Raw genomic sequence first — 15,972 nt, forward strand, 5'->3', positions numbered from 1 at the left:
AGGTTGAGGCGTCGATTTCGCCGGCGGGTCGGAATTTCTGCTTCTGGGCGGGGTTGGAACGCTTCCACGACCGGGACGGAGACTTCCGCGAATACTAAGCGTCAGATTCTATCCGTTAGCCGCCGCTTTCCCCAACCAACTCCCATAAATCGACCTTCTCGGCGCGCCCCTTGACCGGCACCAGGCCAAGCGGGCGAAGGTCGAAGCGATCGGCGACAGCGTCGTGGATGGCGGCGCTGACCAGGATCGAGGTATTGAATTCCTTGTTCAATCCTTCCAGCCGCGAGGCGACGTTGATCGTGTCGCCCATGGCCGTGTATTGCTGCCTGGAAATCGCGCCGAAACTGCCGACGACCGCCGGGCCGGTGTGCAATCCAAATCGGGTGATGAGCGCGGGACGGCCATTCCGGCGGTTGGCTTCATTCAATTCGTCGATCGCCGCTTTCATGGCAAGCGCGCATCGGCAGCCGTTTTCGGCATGTCTGGCATCTGGAACAGGGGCGTTCCACATGACGAAAATGGAATCGCCGAGATATTGCACGACAGTGCCGCCATTGCGTTCGGCGATCGTGTTTAACAGTTCGAAATAGGCTGACAGCATATCGACCACGTCCTCGGGCGAATGCTGCTCGGATATGGTGGTGAAGTCTCTGATGTCGGTGAAGAGCACCGTCACATCCTGTCGCTGCGCCTTGGCGACCGCTCGCCCTTCGGGATTGACGATCCGCCTGACGACTTCACGCGGAACATAGAGGGCAAACTGGCTGATGGCATGGCGGCTTGCCGCCAGCGCGCCCGCCAGCGTGTTGATCTCCGATATAAAGGAGTGGGAGACACCTTTCTCGCCGACGTCGAGATCGCCGATCCTGCGCGCCTCGTCGGCCAGCCGATAAAGGGAGCGGCTGACCATGCGCGAGAGCATCACCGAGGCAGCGACACCCGCGATCAGGAAGGCGGCCGCAATCAGGAGATTGTGCATCAGCAGCCGATCGGCCTCCGCCACCAGATCTTCCAGGGGCACGACGATTGCGGCGACGCTTCCCTTGAACAGACCGGACACACCGACGGGGGCGATCTGCAGGATCTGGCGTTCGCCATCGAGATCGATCCGCACCACGCCGCCGCTTGCAAAGGCCGGATCCCGCCTGAGCCTCGCCACCGTTTCGAGGCTCGTGTCGTAACTGTCTTTCGTCGTATCGACGGCAACGGCGCCATCGGCATTTTTCGACCATACGTCGAGAAGCCTGTTCATGATTGCCGGGTCGGAATGGGCGATCAGATCATCGGCGTCATCGATGATGTAGGCGCGCGCCCGCGGCGAAATCTCCTGCGCATCCAGCAGCCGGCTGACAGTCATCAGGTGGATGTTGATGCCGACGACAACCTGATCGTCGTCTCTCATCGGTGCTGCGATCGTCAGCGTTGGGAGCCGCAGCGTTCCTGCAACATACGGTCCGACGGATACTTCCTCGCTGTGCTGGATGACGAATTGGTACCAGGGGCGTTGCCGCGGATCGAATGATGCATAGTCGACGTCACGCTCGGCGATCGGCCTTGCCTGGCGGTCGAGGAAGCGAAACGTCGATATGACGTCCGGCCCCTGTCTGCGTGCTATCGTGCGGATCGCGAAAGCCGTGCCATCGGGTGCTGCAAGGATCCGGTGGACATCCTGCCTTTGCGTGTTGATGACCTGCAGATACGAGCCGTCAGGATAGCCCGTGTAGACGCTCGTCGCGTTGGGGACGTTTCTGAGAACCTCCAGAAAGAATTGCTGTTTCGCCGTGATATCCTGGGGCGGCGGGGAGGCGAGCAGCGGCAGGGTCGATGCCAGTGCCACCGCCTCGGTGCCGCCCTGCAGCGTATTGCGGTACCCCTCGATCAGCCGCAGGCTCATCTCGCGCATCTGCTGCACGCCCGCACTGACGGCAGCATCGCTTCCTTGCCTGAACGCCAGCCAGATGATCGGCGTCGAGGTGCAAAGCAGCGATGCGACGACCAGGACGCCGAGATGCAGTCTGAGCGGTTTGGACCAGTGCACGAGATTTCCCCCGAAATGCGGACACGTCTCAGCACACGAGGCATAGCCAACGATGGCAGCTAACTGCTTTTTGAAAACTTACACAAGGCGGTGAGTGCGGTCACACCGCCGCTGCGCGTCTCGGCTGGGATGACGGAGGGTGAGGGCGGGTTTCGACAACCAAATGGGCGGCAAAACTATCAGTCGACGTTTTACTTCGATCCGCCGTATTCGGGTAATGAAGACGACTATGGTAGGGCTGTGTTGAGCAGGGGATGACTTTGCCGAACTGGCAGATGTCCTCGGCAAAATTCGGGCCCGGTTCTCCTATCTTTGAGTGCCGTTCACTTGTCTTCGAGAGGTTTTCAACGTTCCAGATTGAAGAAATCGATTGCAGTTATCTGTCGCCGGTGGCGGGCATAGCAATACCGTCAGGGAGGTGATTATATCGCCCGCTGGGTAGAGGCAGCAACTCGTCGGGGGCGCAAATGTGGATTGAGCTGTCGGAACATACGATCGAGGCGCTCGCGCAGGTAATCAGTGGCGGCTCTGCCTCAGATCCCAACGAACCCATAGGGCTTTATCGGCGGGGATGGGAGTTGGAACAATGGTTCGCCTCCTGCCAGGTTCGTTTCAATCTGGATGCGGGCAGTCGCCATATTGCAACCCGACAGGCCATTTCAACTTTAGCGGGGTTCAAGGACGACAACGCCGCTCTTGAGCGCCTCATAGAGAAGGCTGCCGACCCTCGTGATTTCATCGAGCGGCCAGAGAGGCATGAGGGCGTCATGGAGTATTTGAACCGCCGCTTGGAGCACGATGGTCTCCAGCTTGTTAGAGAGGGGCGAAAGGTTCGCCTTTGCGCTTTCACCGAGGCGGGTTCGATCGCGAATCTCATAACTGCTGGGACTAAGATCGATTTTGATACCGTGAACAGAGACCTTGAGCGTGCAAAGAAGGGTGTAGTGGATGACCCGGAAGATGCAATCACAGCGGCTTGCTCTTTGGTCGAGAGCGTCTGCCGATCGATCTTAGTCGAATTGAAAGTGGAGTTCCCCAAAAAGCTGGATTTGGCCGGAGTCTATAAGGCGGTCCGAGAACCCTTGGGACTCTCGCCAACAAAGGAAGGTGTGGCAGACGAGATCTCTGCGGATGTTCGTGCTGTGCTCTCTGGCCTTGTCAACGCGGTGCAGGGAATCGGCGCACTTCGGACCCATGGTGGCGACGCTCATGGTAGGGAGCGGGGCTTCAAGAGAGTGGATCCCAGAATTGCGAGGCTCGCCATTCATTCGGCCAGCGCTGTCGCGGTGTTCCTGATCGAGACCTGGCAGTTGAGATTTCCGGGCAGGGATTTACCAAAGTCTGAAAAGTAAACTGGAACTTTCAAGCTCGCCATTTGCCGGGCTGCCCTTGGGATGACCAAGCCTCCGAGGGCGTGGCCGATGACGGAAAGCTGCGTCTTTTCGGGGCTCCGCAAGGTTTAGGGATAAGGCGGCGGTTTATGCGATCGGATGGGGAAGTCCGTTTCAGCCTCGCGCAATCGAGGCGAAATAGACACGCCTATGCATAAGGAAAGACACCGATGCCGAAGGAAAGACACCGATGCCGAAGGCACTCCTGAACCCGCATATGCGACTGTGCTTCACAGCAATTTTTGCTCTGTTGGTTATGGATCTGACGCCAGCAGCCGGATTGCCGCGATGCCCTCCTCAGGAAGAACTGCTGGCGAAAGCGGAGATCGTGGTTGAGGCGCGCGTGAAATCGCTGTCGATCGGCGAATCCGGTTTCCTAGGGACAGAAGACTCTCCGACGCGGTGGATAAGGGCAGATCTGGAGATCAAGAGAGTTATCAAAGGCAAATTCCCGGGAAAGGAGGCGACTGTGTACGGTGCCGTGTATCCCCCAGGGCCTTTCGGGGAACTGACCATGATGGCGTTATCTTACGGTTTCGATGGCCGTGACACCTTCGAATGGGAGCTTTCGCGCCGCGAAATCGGTGACGATGTGGCGTTGTTTTCGATGAACGCCTGCAACTATCACAAATTCCCCGACGGGGCAGTTGCTCCCCGCTGATCGACGGTGTCACATCGCGATTGGCGCCCGCCGCCTCAGGCCCGCTTCCGCCGCATCTGCGTGACGCTTCGCCAGACGGCCGAGACCAGGAAATAGAAGGCGCCGAGGCCGGCATAGCCGGCGATGTTGGCGATGGACGGTGCTTCCGGCATTTGCGCCTGGGCGATGAAGAAGGCGCCTGCCACCGCGGATTGGCCGCCGCTGAGGATCATCGCCCACTGGCCGCCATCGGTCTTCCATCGCCGGACGGCGGTTCCAAGCTGCAGCAGGCCGGAAAAGATCGCCCAGAAGCCGAAGACGCCGAGAACCCAGTTCATGCTCATCGTCAGGGCGACGACCACGGCCGCTGTCGTCACCGCGCTGACGGCGACGTTGATCGCCTGGCTGCGGTTGTTTGCCAGGCCGCCGTTTCGTGCTGCATCGATGAGGTTGGCGGCGGCATCCCAGGCCGGGTAGAGGATCAGCAAGGCGGCCGCGACGGCGAGCGACTGGCGGCCGGCCGTCAAGGCTGTGGCGACCCAGATGGCGGAAAAGGCTGCGCGCGTGAAGTAATAGCGCGTCAGCCACTCTTCCCTGTCGCCAGACGCGACGGTGGTTTGATCGGTGGTCATCATGATCTCTTTCCTGTGTGTGATGGTGTTGGTCTGATAGGGGCGGCTCACCGTCATCAGCGGCGGCGTCCGTCATCGAGATTGGATTTTCTGGGTTTGCCGGAACCGCCCGAGCATCGCCGGGCTGCTGTCGAGACGACGTCTTTCGTCATTCGAGTCCATCGCCTGCCGGTCAGACGGCATTCCCTGGTAAATCGCCGGTCGAACCGGGGGCGGCCCAGCCGACCGGCGACGATGTGGTCACATCGGCGGGACCACGCCATTTTTCCCGACAAGCACCTGATGGGCGAGGGCCCCCGAGGCAGCCTTCTCGGCGGGGATGAAGACGACGGCGCCGGGAACGAGATCGTCCTTGGTGGCCGGAGCGATGGTCACGACCGGCGTGCCGTCCGGAATGGCGATCTTCTTTTCCTTGCCGTGATAGGAGACGGTGACGGTGCGGCCATCGACGCCCTTGACGGCGTCGGCCACGGTCGCATTGGTCATGCTGCTGTTGGGCTTGAGGTCCCAGCCGTAGCTGCCTTCACCGGCACCTTTCATCGCCGGCGGGAAGATCAGCACCTCAAGCGCGCCGTCGCCGCCGCCTTCACTCGGCAGGGATGCGATGCCGACGAAGTCGCCCGGCTTGATGTCGGTGACCGCAGCATTGGCAACGCTCGCCAGTTTCCAGCCGTCGGCAAGGGTGACATCGACGGTCTCTCCCTCGCGGGTCTTTACCTTGAGGGCGGAGCCGCTATAGGCGACGATGCTGCCCCTGAAATGGACCTGCTCGGCCTTCTGGTCTTCGGCATGGGCGGGCGCCGCTGGAAGGGCCGCCGACGCGATTGCGCTGAGCCCAAACGCGAGAGCGGGAAGAATGGACTTGAACATGTTTGTCTTCCTACTAGTTGGTAGTTTTCTGTCGTGGTTGTTGCTTCGGGCGTATATTCCGTCCGGAGCTCTATCGAGCAGCGGTTGGCGTGAGCCGCTGCAAGGTGGGAGCCAGAATGGTGGCGAAGACCTCCGGAGTCCCGTAGGCCCGGGCTGAGAGCATGGCGCCATGGACGGAGGCCATGAAGGCTTCAGCCTCGACGCGCGGTTCGCTCGACAGTTTCAAACTCCCGTCCTGAACGCCTCGTTCCATCACCGAGGTCAGCCATGCCGAGGCAAAGCGGAAGAAAGCCTTGACCTCGGCTGCGACCTCCGGCGGCAGTGCCGGCAGTTCGCTCGCAAGCAGGGCGCAGACGCAAAACGGCCGGCTGGCGTCCTCGATGCACTGGGCCCAGTGGCCTGCATAGGATTGGAGAAGCGCCAGGGGATCCTGCACCCGCTGCTCCAGGCCCGCGATACCCGCCTCGGCATCTTCGCGATATCGCACCACAAGCGTGCGCACCAGATCGGTCTTGCTGGGGAAATGGTGATGGATGCTGGCCTTGCGGATCCCGACGACGGCAGCAATGTCGGCATAGCTGAAGCCGTTATAGCCTCCGGTCATGATCAGGGTTCGGGCGGAGGCCAGGATCTCGTCGGACGTCGTCAAAAGATTGCTCATAAAGCCATCTACCTTCCAGTAGGAAGGCTGTCAAGCAAAATGCGGTTTTCTGCTGTCGGCCGTCGTCGAGGCGGTCACCGTGATGGCGGCATCGGTTGTAGTGACCAGCCTTGACTCGCCTCGAACCACCAGAACATAATCAGAACACCTAATATGTGGGGATGGAGTTCTGGATGTGCGGCCGCGTCTATATCAAGACCTCGCTTGAGGAGTTGGTGCGCAATTTCGCCTTCGCAGAGCGAGGCGCGATCGATGCGCTCGGAAACCGATTTCCACTCTACAACGGCGCGCCGACGCTGGATTATCCAATCATCATTCGCGATATGGTCCGCGAGCCTGACATCATGGGGCCGGTATTCGCCTCGGCGCGCTGGGGTCTAATGCCGGCATGGATGAAGCCGGGTGGGCGGCCGCCACCGATCAATGCGCGCTGCGAGGGCATCAGTACCAACGGCCTGTTCCGCTCGGCCTACAGGTCGCGCCGTTGCCTGGTGCCGATCAACGGCTTCTTCGAGTGGAAGGATATCTTCGGCACCGGCAAGAACAAGCAGCCCTATGCGATCGCCATGGCCGACGGCTCGCCCTTTGCGCTCGCCGGCATCTGGGAGATTTGGCGCAGCCCGGAAGGCGTAGACATCAGAAACTTCGCAATCGTGACCTGCGAGCCGAATGAGATGATGGCGCAGATCCATGATCGGATGCCGGTCATCCTGCATCGTGAGGATTATGAACGCTGGCTATCGCCGGAACCCGATCCGAACGACCTGATGAAGCCGTTCCCGGCGGAACTGATGACTATGTGGCCGATCGGCCGCAATGTGGGTTCGCCGAAGAATGACACGGCTGACATTATCGATCCGATCGACCCCGATCCGGAACCGACGCTGATCTGAATTCACCGGCTCGGGCGGGAGCCATCCACCAACCATGCGGTCAAAGAGAACCTCGCGAGAGGACAGGACGACGCATGCCAGAACAAATCACCTGGAAATCGTGGGAACATGTCAGCGGCCGAGAAATCAAATACAAATGGCGGCACGCCTGGAAAGAAAAACCCGGCGACGATTACGTCGCTTTTGACGGCGATACCCAGATCGGAAGGATATTCCGGCCACAGGCAGGCGGAGGGATCGATAGCCGATGGTTCTGGATTGTGGCGGCTGACGGCAGCCATCGATTGGATTGGCCGTCAGCCGGATACGAGGACAGTGCCTATGTTGCCTCGAGGCGGCTGGAAATGATCTACGAGAGCATCAAGAGCGGGAAACGGAGGACGGCGCACCCATGAGCATTGAAGCAGGCAGGCGTGATGTCGGCTTCGCCGATCGCGACGTGAGGGTCTCACGCGCCCGACGGTGCAACGGCCCGCAACGCGGTCCTGACGATCGCATCGCCGAACTCCGGCGAGACAGGGCGATGGCCGACCAGCAGCCGGAAGAAGACCGGTCCGTAGATCATGTCGAGCAGCGCCTCCATATCAAGCGGCGGAACGATCTCTCGCCGAGCCAGAGCCTCCTCCAGGATGACACGCCCTGCGTTGCGGCTCGACAGGATCACCTGTTTGCGGAAGGCCTTGGTGAATTCGCTTTCCGGGTCGGCGGCCGCAAGTGCCATGGTGATCTGCCGCCCGCGCGTGCTCGCAAAGGCAGTCACCAGTCCGCTCATCTGCGCGCCGAGAGCCGCCTGCGCCGTGCCCCCTCCAACCTCCGCTTCCGGTAGCCGGTTGACCAGAAGAGCGGCCATCGCCAGTTCCTGCGCATTGGCCCAGGAGCGGTAGATCGTCGGCTTGCCGACACCGGAGCGCGCCGCCACGGCTTCGATCGTCATGCGGCCAAAACCTTCGGCCATCAGGATTTCATGGGCGGCCTCCAAGGCGCGCCTCTGCGCGGCGGCGCTTGGCGGCCGCCCTCGTTTCTTCGGTGTTGCGTTATTTTCTTGACTCATATCTTTACGATACGTAACGTTAATATAAGACCCAGTCAAGGAGGATCACCCATGCCGAGTTTTGCCCGAAAAGTGAGCGCCTACTTCATCGTCAAGGATGCGGCACGGGCTATCGACTTCTACAAGGAGGCTTTCGGCGCCACGGAGGTCTTCCGCATGACCGATCCTTCGGACGGGCGGATCGGGCATGCCGAGCTGCGTTTCGGAGAGACGCTGATGATGTTGGCAGACGAATATCCGGACTTCGGCGCCCTCTCTCCCGATACCGTCGGAGGCTCGCCGGTGACCTTCCACATGGACACGATGTCGACCGACGAAGCACTGGCGCAGGCGCTGTCGGCCGGGGCGACGATGCTGCGCCCGGCGACCGACCAGAGTTTCGGCGAGCGGGTGGCGCAGGTGCTTGATCCCTTCGGTCATCGCTGGATGTTGTCGCAAACCATCGAGCAGGTCACGCCTGAGGAGATGCAACGCCGCTGGAACGAGGATATGTCGGCGTGAGTGCCGCAGCCCTTGAAGCGCTCCAGGAGGCTGAGCGCGCCTTCAACGCGGCGATGGTGTCCAACGATCCCACCCAGATCGCCGCCTGCATCACGAAGGACTGGGTGCTGGTGACGCCTGAGCGTGGCCCGATCCCTGCACAGGCTATTCTTTCGGCGATCGGATCCGGTGTCCTGAGCCATGACACGATGACCAAGACGACGCATCACGTCCATCTGCTCGGCAATGTCGCCACGGTTACCGGTCGCGGACAGAACACCGGCATGTTCCGTGGCGAACCGATATCAGCCGACGAATGGATCACCGACGTCTATCACCGGCAGGGTGAAAGGTGGCGGTGCGTACTGACCCACCTCACCCCTGTTTGCAGCCCCTTGGAAATCCCTTCGATTCAAGACAAGATCATCCCGCTCTAGCTGGGGGACTCTGATGGAAAACCACGAGCCGTTTTTACGCGAGGCGATTGCACTCTCGAAATCCGCGCTGGAACACGGCGGCGAACCGTTTGGCTCTGTGCTGGTGAAGGCCGGCGAAGTCATCCTGCGCGCCGAAAACAGCGTTTTCAGCGGCCACGATATGACCAACCACGCCGAAATGAACCTGGTCAAACTGGCGGCGCAGCACTACGACGCTGCTTTTCTCGCCGACTGCACGCTCTACACCAGCACGGAGCCCTGCGCCATGTGCTCCGGGGCAATCTACTGGTCGGGCATCGGGCGCATGGTGTTTGCGTGCTCCGAAACACGGCTTGGCGAGATCGCCGGGATCGGGTTGAACGTGCCGAGCCGGGCGGTGCTGCAAACCGGCGCGCGCAATGTCACCGTGGTTGGCCCGACGAACCTCGAAGAAGAAGCCGCCAAAGTTCATCAGGAATTCTGGCCGAAGCATCTGGGCAAGGCTTAGAGGTTGCCGGCGATAATCCGAGGGCAGCTATCTCCCGCAACGCCCGCTATCAAGTGATCGCTGCACGGATGTCTGGCGGCCGCGCACGCGTAGGACGCGGTCTGCGGTTCAGCGCCTGTATTCCGGCTCGCTGCGATCGAGCGCGCGCTTCACCGATTCCAGATGGAGCCTGGCCGATTCCGGGTCTCCTTCGCGCATTTGCCGGTACGCCGCTTCGGCGATCTCAGGCGCGACGGCAAGGACTTCACGTCCGGTCGACAGCGCGAGCGCCTGCACTTCGCAGGCGCGCTCGAGGTAATAGAGGTCGTCCCAGGCTTCGGCGATATTGGGTGCGCAGACCATGACGCCGTGGTGCTTCATGAAGACGATGTCGGCATCGCCGATAGCGGCCGCGATGCGATCGCCTTCGCGCGCGTCGAGCGCCAGGCCGTTATAGTTGCGGTCGACGGCCGTGCGTCCATAAAATTTCAAGGCGGTCTGCCCGGCAAAGATCAGGGGATCGCCCTCCGTCATCGAAAGGGCGGTGGCATATGGCATATGGGTGTGGAATGCCGCCTTGGCGCGGGGAATGTTCTTGTGAATCCTGGCGTGGATGTAAAAAACGGTGGCCTCAGGCTGTCCGCTGCCCGACACCACATTGCCGTGAAAGTCGCAGATCAACAGCATCGATGCCGTCAGTTCGGCGAAAGCGTAGCCGTAAGGGTTGACGATGAACAGGTCGTCATAGCCTGGAACGACGACCGAGAAGTGGTTGCAGATCCCTTCCTCCATGCCGAGCCTTGCCGCCATCCGGAAGCAGGCCGCAAGATCGATGCGGGCCTGCCAGATGTCGTCCGTATCAAGTTTCGGCTGGTTGGGGCCGCCGGCGGGCGTTGGAGCTGTATTGAGGGAGTGCGCCATGAGGTCGTTTCAGATTGGTTCGAAGGAGAAGGTGGATGCCTTCTGGATTACGCCCGGATCAGCCTCGCATCAAGCCGGCTGGAGACAAACATGGTTCGCGTCATCTGCACATTTTGGGTGAGTACGCTGGCAGATCGTCGATCATCACGGCCGGGTAATCGCTGCTGTTTACTCCTATGCCCTCCGACCGCGGTAAGTCGGCGGCGGAGGGAGCGCCTCATGGGCTTGCGCCAGTGTCTCGAGCCAGGTCGCTAAACCGGCCGGGATCTCTTCGTTTCCGGCCTCCAGCGCTTCAATCCAAGACAGCTCGCATTGCAGCGCCGAGGCAATGTTGATTGGCGTCAGCAGGCACTCGGAGAAACGTTCTGAAGTCATGATGAACTCGCCAATTATCGTGGCTGCGAGTGTGCCACAGAAGAGGCTCGGAACCAAACCCTGACGGAGCGGTCAGAATGGAGTCTGGTGGCTCCCCAATGAGCGGAGAAACAGATCGTCGGCCAGCCGTCTCCGGCAACGATTCGGCGAGGTCGACAAGGCGCATAAACGGCAATTCGATCGGCGGTGAATTCGAGCAGGAACTTAGCGGGCGTCGTGGAAGTTTCTCCTGCTCGAAAGGAACGCATCATGGCAAAACTGAAGATTCCGAAAAAGGTCGGCGCATATAAGATCCCGAAGGCAATTCGCAAGAATCCGATTCTGAAGGGCATGCTCGCCAACAAGGCGGGACGCGATGTCCTCGCCAAGGCCTTGGTTGCTGGCGCGGGTGCGGCAGCGGCTGTTCTTGTCGAGGACCGCAAGGACGTCGCGGACGCCGCAAAGACCACGGGGCGTACGGGCGCCAAGGCACTGGGCCTAGTTGGAGAGGCCTTCTATCGTGCATCCGACGCCGCAGTCGACGTCGTGCGCGATGCGGCTGGCGACATGTTGCCGAAGAAATTCAAGAAACAGGCAGACGAAAACCCTCGGAAGGGCGCCGTCGTGCACTAGCCACGGCGCCGCCCAGGAAGAAGAACCGGCGGCTGGAAACACTGATGCGCAATCGTGCCGCGGGCGGGGTGCTGGAGCAGGCCAAAGCGGCCGCCACAGCGAAAATGATCGGAAAGCTCCTTCGCAAGCACCCGCTCATCGCCGCAGAACTGGTTGCCTCAGGGGCCGCCAGAGGGCTTGCTGTGGGAATTGACGAAGTTCGTCATCTGGTCTTCGGTGGTGACGCCACCAAAGAGAGAAGGAGCAGCGATGAAGGAGAGTGATCTTAAAGAACTGGGCGAGGCGATCCTCAAGGAGACACGGTCCGATATCACACCCAAACAACTCATCAAAGCAGTGCGAAAAGCGCATCCGGAGGCGACGAAGAAGGAGATCGTCCGGGCTGCATTCTATGCGCTGATCGCTAACGCCGATCGGGAACCGCAAAAGGCGGCGGCGCTGCAGGATTTCGCGATCACCCAGCGCATGAACGATGACGAGCTGCAGGACTGACGGGCCTCGTCGGCATGGAATTTCATTCTTCTGTCACGCAACCTTCTGCCGATGACGGACTTAAGCGAAAGGTCCATCAGCAAAGGAAGACGCTATGTCAGATGATCGCAAGAGCGCCCCGCCGGCAAAGCAGGCGGTTTTGACCCCGGAGACGAATGTCGTCGACCGCGCAGCGGCGGCAACTTTGGTAGAAGACCTGCGCCGCGATGTCGGACCCTCGACGGAAGCCCATGAAACCGCAGATCAATCCGCAAAGGCGCTGACCTGGCACCTGGATCCCGCAGATGTTGCGAATGCGGCTTTCTCGACGGCCAGCCTATCATTGATCCTGTGGAGCCAGTCTCTGTCGATTGCGCGGATGTTCTGGTCGCTGCCGATCGTGTCGTGGCAGGCCGGGCTCACCACACCATCGACCGACAAGAACATCGGTTAGCGTGATGCCGAAAAGTATGAGCGGTTTTCTCCTGTTCTAGGCAGAAGACAGGTTCTTTGGGTGCGAGCGGAGGCCGCGAAGCACATCCTCAGCCCTGGCTGACGGACATGGCGGACGGCCTCTGCCAGAGGCACCCTCTTCGGTGCGATGATCGAAAGCTATCGCGCCGCTGGATTGCTTCCAACCTGAAACGAACCTTTTCGAGCCGTTGCCGGATGGCCGCCACCGCGCCTGCGCCGCTATGGTAAGAATGATGGATGCGTCGTAGGGAACATTGGTCGCGTTTGCCGGTTCGGCAGAATAAGTTGCCATCATCGCGAGCAGGTATCTCATGACGACCGAGTGGCCCCCATTGCCGCCCATCCGCACCGGCATACGCGGGCTCTGCCCGCGCTGTGGCCGCGGGCATTTGTTCGATGGCTTCCTGACGCTGCGCAAGAGGTGCGAAGTCTGCGATCTGGACTATTCTTTCGCCGATCCTGCCGATGGCCCGGCATTTTTTGTCATCTGCTTTGGGTGTATTCCGAGCGTCCTGCTCGCGGTCTGGCTCGAAGTTAGGTTTCAACCGCCATGGTGGGTGCACATGCTGGTGACACTTCCCTTCATGCTGTTCACCTGCATCCCGCCTTTACGCCCTCTCAAGGGCTGGTTGGTGGCAAGCCAATATTATCACAAGGCCGAGGAGGGAAAGCTTTCCCGCCCGTCTTAGGGGCAGCCGTCATCGTCCATCCCTTGGCTCTCGAAGGCGAGCCGATGATCGTCGGCTTGTGATCGTTCTGCGCTTTCACACCCGCCTCTCGCTTGCCCCAAAATCCCGACAGTCTCGGCATATCGGCCGGCGACATTGTGATGGTCCCTGCCGCGATGAAGGCGGTGGGGCGGCTGCTCACCGATCCCGATGTGCCGATTGATGCGGCGCGATGCTGTCGCCAACAGCATCCGTCTTGACTCACTCCGCAATGAGAACATAATAAGAACATCGGCGCTGCGGCCGCCATCTGAAAACCGAAGATGTGGAGAGTGGGCATGCGCCAGCAGCCGAGCGGCGAAGCCGCCGAAGAGTGGGATCCGCGTGAGGTGATATGGCCGCCGGAGAAGGAGATCGATGTCTCCGAGGCGCATGCAAGTCTGGTCAAGGCCGTGGCGGGAAGTCGCGGCGTAAGATATTTCACGGCCTTTATCATCGACGTCACCAACGATGGTTATCTCGGCGATGTCCAGATGGCGATCGATGATGTCGCCGGCGAGGCCTGCGGCATCCTTTTGCGGTCGTATGTCACCGGCAGTGACGCCGCAACGGGCCAGCCGATCCTTGCCGAGGAAGCCACGCGGCCATTCAAGTTTCCCTGCGGCGGGGGCGTGGCGAAGGCGATAGCGGTGTTTTGCGACAAACTCAAAATGGCCGGCGTTTTTCCTTGAGTGCTTCCCTTGGGCCCGAACGACATGATCGGGGCAGGCACCGCCTTCCCGAGAATTCGTGATCCGTCGAGAGCAGGGGCGGGCGAGATTGTCTACATGCCGAAAGGTGAAACGGTGACCATCCGCTCGCAGGAGGCTCGCGGTGGTCTGACCGTCGATTGCACAATCTGACACGCCGTTGCCCCGCCTCACATCGGCGGCATTCCCTCGAATTTTTGCGCAGCCGGATCGGTCTGATCCCAGGCAAGCCCGCGCGCGGTGTAGGTCACCATCTGCGGCTGGTATCGGCCGGGCTCGTCGAGGCTTGCGGCGTGGATGGTGAAAAAGTCAGGCATGTAGGAGAAGGTCATGTAGACCGGCGAGCCGCAGGCGGGGCAGAAACCGCGGATCTTGACGTTGCCGTTGTCGGCGACCATCTGCCAATGCGTCGCCTGGCCTTCCAGCTTCACCGCCTGCCGGCTCGGGAAGGTCAGATAGGATCCGTGCCCGGTGCCGCTGCTTGCCTGGCAGTCGCGGCATTGGCAGTCGTTCATCGCAATCGGTTCTGCCGAGATTTCATAGTGGACCGCACCGCAGGCGCATCCGCCGGTGTAAGGCTTGCTCATGTCTCTCTCCTGATAAAACGCCGTATTGGCGACGGCGGTCGCCTCAGTTCTTTTCGTCGGCGATGGCGCCGATATTCTTCACGACCTTCTTCCAGCCTTCGCCCATCTTCTCGAAGGCGGTCTCGTTTTTCGGCAGCACGAAGCCGGAATGGATGAGGCGCAGCCGCGTGCCGTTCTCGACCTTGGACAGGATGAAGGTGACGACGGTGTCGAGCGGCGAGCCGTAGCCGGCATTGCCCTCATGTCCGCCCTTCCAGGCATAGGTGAGACGCTCATTCGGCGTCACCTCCAGCACCTGGCAGTGAATGGTGCCGTCCCAGTCGCCGGCCGGCGTCGTCTGGTAGGTAAAGTGTTTTCCTTCGATGGGCTCGAATCCGGTAGGAATCATCAGCCAGCGGCCCATCAGATCGGCCGTCGTCAGCGTTTTCCAGAGCGTCTCCGGCCGATGCGGGAAAACCTCGTCGACCACGATCTCCTGCGTGTCATGCTTCAATGCGGCGTCGTTCATGGATCGATTTCCTTCAGCAATGTTCTGAGATTGGCAAAGCGGTCGCGCCAGAAGGTGCCGTAATGGCTCATCCAATCGACAAGCGGCTCCAGGCCTTCCGGCTCGGCGCGGTAATAGACCTTCCGCCCTTCCGGGCGCTCAGTGACCAGGCCCGCCTGTTTCAGGGCCTTCAGATGCTGCGAAATCGCGCCCTGCGTGACGCTGCTTGCCCGCGTCAGTTCGACGACGGTGATCTCGTCGGAGTCGACGATCTGCTCGAACACGGCCCGCCGGGTGGGATCGGCAAGTGCGCGCATGACGGCGGTGATGGAGGTGGTTTCGATCATGATGAAATAAATAGTGTAGGCTAATTGATAAGTCAAGGCTAATTTGTTTTCTCGCATTGTACCACTCTGGCTTTGCTAAACTTCTGTTCAAAGCTAGGGCCTTGTTGTTGACAACGTCAGCAACACAGGGTTGTCGTGAGTGTCGGCGCAGGAGGAATGACCTCGGATGAACTTCATGAGATTGATTGGTTTTTTAGTTTCGATGGCGTCGATTGTTTACGGGCCGTCGGCTAACGCGGGCTCCTTGGATCGCGACGATCTCGAAAGCATCCCAATTGGCAAAGCCACGGAATTTTCGAATCTATCGACCTTTGATGCTCAGGCGGTTTGCCTGCTTCACCCCTACCAGGATCGATTGTCGTCCAAAGATGAGTTGGCCGTCCGAGTGAACACGTATCTCGCGGCGAACAAGCATGTTTCGGATGAGGGCCATTTTGCATTTGTGCTGGTCGGGAAGGACGGCATCGAGATTGTACCGTTCAAACGGTCTCGGAACCTTGATGTCTTGGCAAAACATGAGGTTTCCTCATCAGTCGATGAGATGTTGCCGAAGGGTTTCGCCCCACACGACTGTGCCAACGGTCAATCCGCAGCTTTTTTGAAGATTGGATTGCGAGCAAGAACCTATCTCGTGCTTGGTGAGCTACGCTAGGCACTCAACCGGTGGTGATCTCTGCCGGAGACATGCTCGGCGGATGAAGCTATCGGTTACCCCTCCGTCA

General features: G+C 60.3%; 24 protein-coding genes. 14 read left to right on the forward strand and 10 right to left on the reverse strand.

From position 1 onward, the window contains the following. Positions 1 to 115: 115 nt before the first annotated feature. Positions 116 to 2,038 (reverse strand): adenylate/guanylate cyclase domain-containing protein, encoded by a 1,923-nt coding sequence (locus RWK44_RS31660; RefSeq protein WP_131666549.1) that lies wholly within the window; start codon positions 2,036 to 2,038, stop codon positions 116 to 118. A 467-nt stretch (positions 2,039 to 2,505) separates the two neighbouring features. On the opposite strand from RWK44_RS31660, the gene RWK44_RS31665 reads away from it, so the two are divergent. Together RWK44_RS31665 and RWK44_RS31670 are read left to right on the forward strand one after the other, a co-directional pair. After that, positions 2,506 to 3,390 (forward strand): abortive infection family protein, encoded by an 885-nt coding sequence (locus RWK44_RS31665; RefSeq protein ID WP_316029932.1) that lies wholly within the window; start codon positions 2,506 to 2,508, stop codon positions 3,388 to 3,390. A gap of 229 nt (positions 3,391 to 3,619) precedes the next feature. Next, positions 3,620 to 4,090 (forward strand): hypothetical protein, encoded by a 471-nt coding sequence (locus RWK44_RS31670; RefSeq protein WP_245503936.1) that lies wholly within the window; start codon positions 3,620 to 3,622, stop codon positions 4,088 to 4,090. 35 nt (positions 4,091 to 4,125) lie between these two features. On the opposite strand, the gene RWK44_RS31675 is transcribed toward RWK44_RS31670, so the two are convergent. The 3 genes from RWK44_RS31675 to RWK44_RS31685 all read right to left on the reverse strand — a co-directional run bounded on the left by RWK44_RS31675 (position 4,126) and on the right by RWK44_RS31685 (position 6,232). Continuing rightward, positions 4,126 to 4,704, reverse strand: coding sequence for a DUF308 domain-containing protein (locus RWK44_RS31675; RefSeq protein ID WP_246622743.1), 579 nt, complete (start codon positions 4,702 to 4,704; stop codon positions 4,126 to 4,128). Between the two features lie 237 nt (positions 4,705 to 4,941). Beyond that, complete coding sequence (locus RWK44_RS31680) at positions 4,942 to 5,571, reverse strand: hypothetical protein (RefSeq protein ID WP_168283696.1); 630 nt, start codon at positions 5,569 to 5,571, stop codon at positions 4,942 to 4,944. Positions 5,572 to 5,641: 70 nt separating this feature from the next. Beyond that, a complete protein-coding gene (locus tag RWK44_RS31685; protein WP_168283697.1) occupies positions 5,642 to 6,232 on the reverse strand; it encodes a TetR/AcrR family transcriptional regulator in 591 nt (196 codons plus the stop codon). Between the two features lie 173 nt (positions 6,233 to 6,405). On the opposite strand from RWK44_RS31685, the gene RWK44_RS31690 reads away from it, so the two are divergent. Both RWK44_RS31690 and RWK44_RS31695 read left to right on the forward strand, forming a co-directional pair. Further along, positions 6,406 to 7,125 (forward strand): SOS response-associated peptidase, encoded by a 720-nt coding sequence (locus RWK44_RS31690; protein ID WP_316029933.1) that lies wholly within the window; start codon positions 6,406 to 6,408, stop codon positions 7,123 to 7,125. A 74-nt stretch (positions 7,126 to 7,199) separates the two neighbouring features. After that, entirely contained in the window at positions 7,200 to 7,520 is a 321-nt protein-coding gene (locus RWK44_RS31695) for a hypothetical protein (RefSeq protein ID WP_316029934.1), read from the forward strand. A 53-nt stretch (positions 7,521 to 7,573) separates the two neighbouring features. On the opposite strand, the gene RWK44_RS31700 is transcribed toward RWK44_RS31695, so the two are convergent. Next, a complete protein-coding gene (locus tag RWK44_RS31700; RefSeq protein WP_316029935.1) occupies positions 7,574 to 8,176 on the reverse strand; it encodes a TetR/AcrR family transcriptional regulator in 603 nt (200 codons plus the stop codon). Positions 8,177 to 8,227: 51 nt separating this feature from the next. On the opposite strand from RWK44_RS31700, the gene RWK44_RS31705 reads away from it, so the two are divergent. From RWK44_RS31705 to RWK44_RS31715, 3 genes are read left to right on the forward strand one after another with little or no spacing between them, the layout of a single operon-like run. Beyond that, a complete protein-coding gene (locus RWK44_RS31705) occupies positions 8,228 to 8,677 on the forward strand; it encodes a VOC family protein (RefSeq protein WP_131666543.1) in 450 nt (149 codons plus the stop codon). Next, entirely contained in the window at positions 8,674 to 9,093 is a 420-nt protein-coding gene (locus RWK44_RS31710) for a nuclear transport factor 2 family protein (protein ID WP_131666542.1), read from the forward strand. Before RWK44_RS31705 ends, RWK44_RS31710 begins: the two co-directional genes overlap by 4 nt. A 13-nt stretch (positions 9,094 to 9,106) precedes the next feature. Next, positions 9,107 to 9,580, forward strand: a complete 474-nt coding sequence (locus RWK44_RS31715; protein WP_222000366.1) for a nucleoside deaminase — start codon at positions 9,107 to 9,109, stop codon at positions 9,578 to 9,580. A 108-nt stretch (positions 9,581 to 9,688) separates the two neighbouring features. On the opposite strand, the gene RWK44_RS31720 is transcribed toward RWK44_RS31715, so the two are convergent. Both RWK44_RS31720 and RWK44_RS31725 read right to left on the reverse strand, forming a co-directional pair. Next, positions 9,689 to 10,480, reverse strand: coding sequence for an aldolase (locus tag RWK44_RS31720; protein WP_316029936.1), 792 nt, complete (start codon positions 10,478 to 10,480; stop codon positions 9,689 to 9,691). Positions 10,481 to 10,654: 174 nt separating this feature from the next. After that, positions 10,655 to 10,855, reverse strand: coding sequence for a hypothetical protein (locus RWK44_RS31725; protein ID WP_168255249.1), 201 nt, complete (start codon positions 10,853 to 10,855; stop codon positions 10,655 to 10,657). Positions 10,856 to 11,104: 249 nt separating this feature from the next. Between RWK44_RS31725 and RWK44_RS31730 the strand changes: the two genes are divergently transcribed. The 6 genes from RWK44_RS31730 to RWK44_RS31755 all read left to right on the forward strand — a co-directional run bounded on the left by RWK44_RS31730 (position 11,105) and on the right by RWK44_RS31755 (position 13,811). After that, positions 11,105 to 11,467 carry a hypothetical protein gene (locus RWK44_RS31730; protein ID WP_168255246.1) on the forward strand — a complete coding sequence of 121 codons (363 nt, stop codon included), beginning with the start codon at positions 11,105 to 11,107 and terminating at the stop codon, positions 11,465 to 11,467. Positions 11,468 to 11,511: 44 nt separating this feature from the next. After that, entirely contained in the window at positions 11,512 to 11,730 is a 219-nt protein-coding gene (locus RWK44_RS31735; RefSeq protein WP_025393647.1) for a hypothetical protein, read from the forward strand. Continuing rightward, a complete protein-coding gene (locus tag RWK44_RS31740; RefSeq protein WP_168255244.1) occupies positions 11,717 to 11,959 on the forward strand; it encodes a hypothetical protein in 243 nt (80 codons plus the stop codon). The genes RWK44_RS31735 and RWK44_RS31740 overlap by 14 nt, the downstream gene beginning before the upstream one ends. A 94-nt stretch (positions 11,960 to 12,053) precedes the next feature. Further along, a complete protein-coding gene (locus RWK44_RS31745) occupies positions 12,054 to 12,392 on the forward strand; it encodes a hypothetical protein (protein WP_316029937.1) in 339 nt (112 codons plus the stop codon). A 331-nt stretch (positions 12,393 to 12,723) separates the two neighbouring features. After that, a complete protein-coding gene (locus RWK44_RS31750) occupies positions 12,724 to 13,101 on the forward strand; it encodes a DUF983 domain-containing protein (RefSeq protein ID WP_131666534.1) in 378 nt (125 codons plus the stop codon). A gap of 317 nt (positions 13,102 to 13,418) precedes the next feature. After that, on the forward strand, positions 13,419 to 13,811 hold the full coding sequence (locus RWK44_RS31755; RefSeq protein ID WP_025393650.1) for a hypothetical protein: 393 nt from the start codon (positions 13,419 to 13,421) through the stop codon (positions 13,809 to 13,811). A gap of 188 nt (positions 13,812 to 13,999) precedes the next feature. On the opposite strand, the gene RWK44_RS31765 is transcribed toward RWK44_RS31755, so the two are convergent. Genes RWK44_RS31765 through RWK44_RS31775 form a run of 3 tightly spaced genes read right to left on the reverse strand, consistent with a single transcriptional unit; the run spans position 14,000 to position 15,250 of the window. Further along, positions 14,000 to 14,416 (reverse strand): GFA family protein, encoded by a 417-nt coding sequence (locus tag RWK44_RS31765; protein ID WP_316029938.1) that lies wholly within the window; start codon positions 14,414 to 14,416, stop codon positions 14,000 to 14,002. A gap of 43 nt (positions 14,417 to 14,459) precedes the next feature. Further along, entirely contained in the window at positions 14,460 to 14,924 is a 465-nt protein-coding gene (locus RWK44_RS31770; RefSeq protein WP_316029939.1) for an SRPBCC family protein, read from the reverse strand. Further along, positions 14,921 to 15,250 carry an ArsR/SmtB family transcription factor gene (locus RWK44_RS31775; protein ID WP_221985134.1) on the reverse strand — a complete coding sequence of 110 codons (330 nt, stop codon included), beginning with the start codon at positions 15,248 to 15,250 and terminating at the stop codon, positions 14,921 to 14,923. Before RWK44_RS31775 ends, RWK44_RS31770 begins: the two co-directional genes overlap by 4 nt. Before the next feature lie 166 nt (positions 15,251 to 15,416). Here RWK44_RS31775 and RWK44_RS31780 point away from each other — a divergent pair, with 166 nt between their 5' ends. Then, positions 15,417 to 15,902: a hypothetical protein gene (locus RWK44_RS31780; protein WP_316029940.1), complete on the forward strand. Its 486-nt coding sequence runs from the start codon at positions 15,417 to 15,419 to the stop codon at positions 15,900 to 15,902. Positions 15,903 to 15,972 lie beyond the last annotated feature (70 nt).

This window comes from Rhizobium sp. 25PS6, from assembly GCF_032464655.1.
In the GTDB taxonomy this organism is placed as follows: Bacteria; Pseudomonadota; Alphaproteobacteria; order Rhizobiales; family Rhizobiaceae; genus Rhizobium; species Rhizobium laguerreae.

Bases quoted from the DNA above. Each gene is read 5' to 3' on its own strand.
- RWK44_RS31665 (WP_316029932.1), top strand. From the start codon at position 2,506: ATGTGGATTGAGCTGTCGGAACATACGATCGAGGCGCTCGCGCAGGTA.
- RWK44_RS31670 (WP_245503936.1), top strand. From the start codon at position 3,620: ATGCCGAAGGCACTCCTGAACCCGCATATGCGACTGTGCTTCACAGCA.
- RWK44_RS31675 (WP_246622743.1), bottom strand. From the start codon at position 4,704: ATGATGACCACCGATCAAACCACCGTCGCGTCTGGCGACAGGGAAGAG.
- RWK44_RS31680 (WP_168283696.1), bottom strand. From the start codon at position 5,571: ATGTTCAAGTCCATTCTTCCCGCTCTCGCGTTTGGGCTCAGCGCAATC.
- RWK44_RS31685 (WP_168283697.1), bottom strand. From the start codon at position 6,232: ATGAGCAATCTTTTGACGACGTCCGACGAGATCCTGGCCTCCGCCCGA.
- RWK44_RS31690 (WP_316029933.1), top strand. From the start codon at position 6,406: ATGTGCGGCCGCGTCTATATCAAGACCTCGCTTGAGGAGTTGGTGCGC.
- RWK44_RS31695 (WP_316029934.1), top strand. From the start codon at position 7,200: ATGCCAGAACAAATCACCTGGAAATCGTGGGAACATGTCAGCGGCCGA.
- RWK44_RS31700 (WP_316029935.1), bottom strand. From the start codon at position 8,176: ATGAGTCAAGAAAATAACGCAACACCGAAGAAACGAGGGCGGCCGCCA.
- RWK44_RS31705 (WP_131666543.1), top strand. From the start codon at position 8,228: ATGCCGAGTTTTGCCCGAAAAGTGAGCGCCTACTTCATCGTCAAGGAT.
- RWK44_RS31715 (WP_222000366.1), top strand. From the start codon at position 9,107: ATGGAAAACCACGAGCCGTTTTTACGCGAGGCGATTGCACTCTCGAAA.
- RWK44_RS31720 (WP_316029936.1), bottom strand. From the start codon at position 10,480: ATGGCGCACTCCCTCAATACAGCTCCAACGCCCGCCGGCGGCCCCAAC.
- RWK44_RS31725 (WP_168255249.1), bottom strand. From the start codon at position 10,855: ATGACTTCAGAACGTTTCTCCGAGTGCCTGCTGACGCCAATCAACATT.
- RWK44_RS31730 (WP_168255246.1), top strand. From the start codon at position 11,105: ATGGCAAAACTGAAGATTCCGAAAAAGGTCGGCGCATATAAGATCCCG.
- RWK44_RS31735 (WP_025393647.1), top strand. From the start codon at position 11,512: ATGCGCAATCGTGCCGCGGGCGGGGTGCTGGAGCAGGCCAAAGCGGCC.
- RWK44_RS31740 (WP_168255244.1), top strand. From the start codon at position 11,717: ATGAAGGAGAGTGATCTTAAAGAACTGGGCGAGGCGATCCTCAAGGAG.
- RWK44_RS31745 (WP_316029937.1), top strand. From the start codon at position 12,054: ATGTCAGATGATCGCAAGAGCGCCCCGCCGGCAAAGCAGGCGGTTTTG.
- RWK44_RS31750 (WP_131666534.1), top strand. From the start codon at position 12,724: ATGACGACCGAGTGGCCCCCATTGCCGCCCATCCGCACCGGCATACGC.
- RWK44_RS31755 (WP_025393650.1), top strand. From the start codon at position 13,419: ATGCGCCAGCAGCCGAGCGGCGAAGCCGCCGAAGAGTGGGATCCGCGT.
- RWK44_RS31765 (WP_316029938.1), bottom strand. From the start codon at position 14,416: ATGAGCAAGCCTTACACCGGCGGATGCGCCTGCGGTGCGGTCCACTAT.
- RWK44_RS31770 (WP_316029939.1), bottom strand. From the start codon at position 14,924: ATGAACGACGCCGCATTGAAGCATGACACGCAGGAGATCGTGGTCGAC.
- RWK44_RS31775 (WP_221985134.1), bottom strand. From the start codon at position 15,250: ATGATCGAAACCACCTCCATCACCGCCGTCATGCGCGCACTTGCCGAT.
- RWK44_RS31780 (WP_316029940.1), top strand. From the start codon at position 15,417: ATGAACTTCATGAGATTGATTGGTTTTTTAGTTTCGATGGCGTCGATT.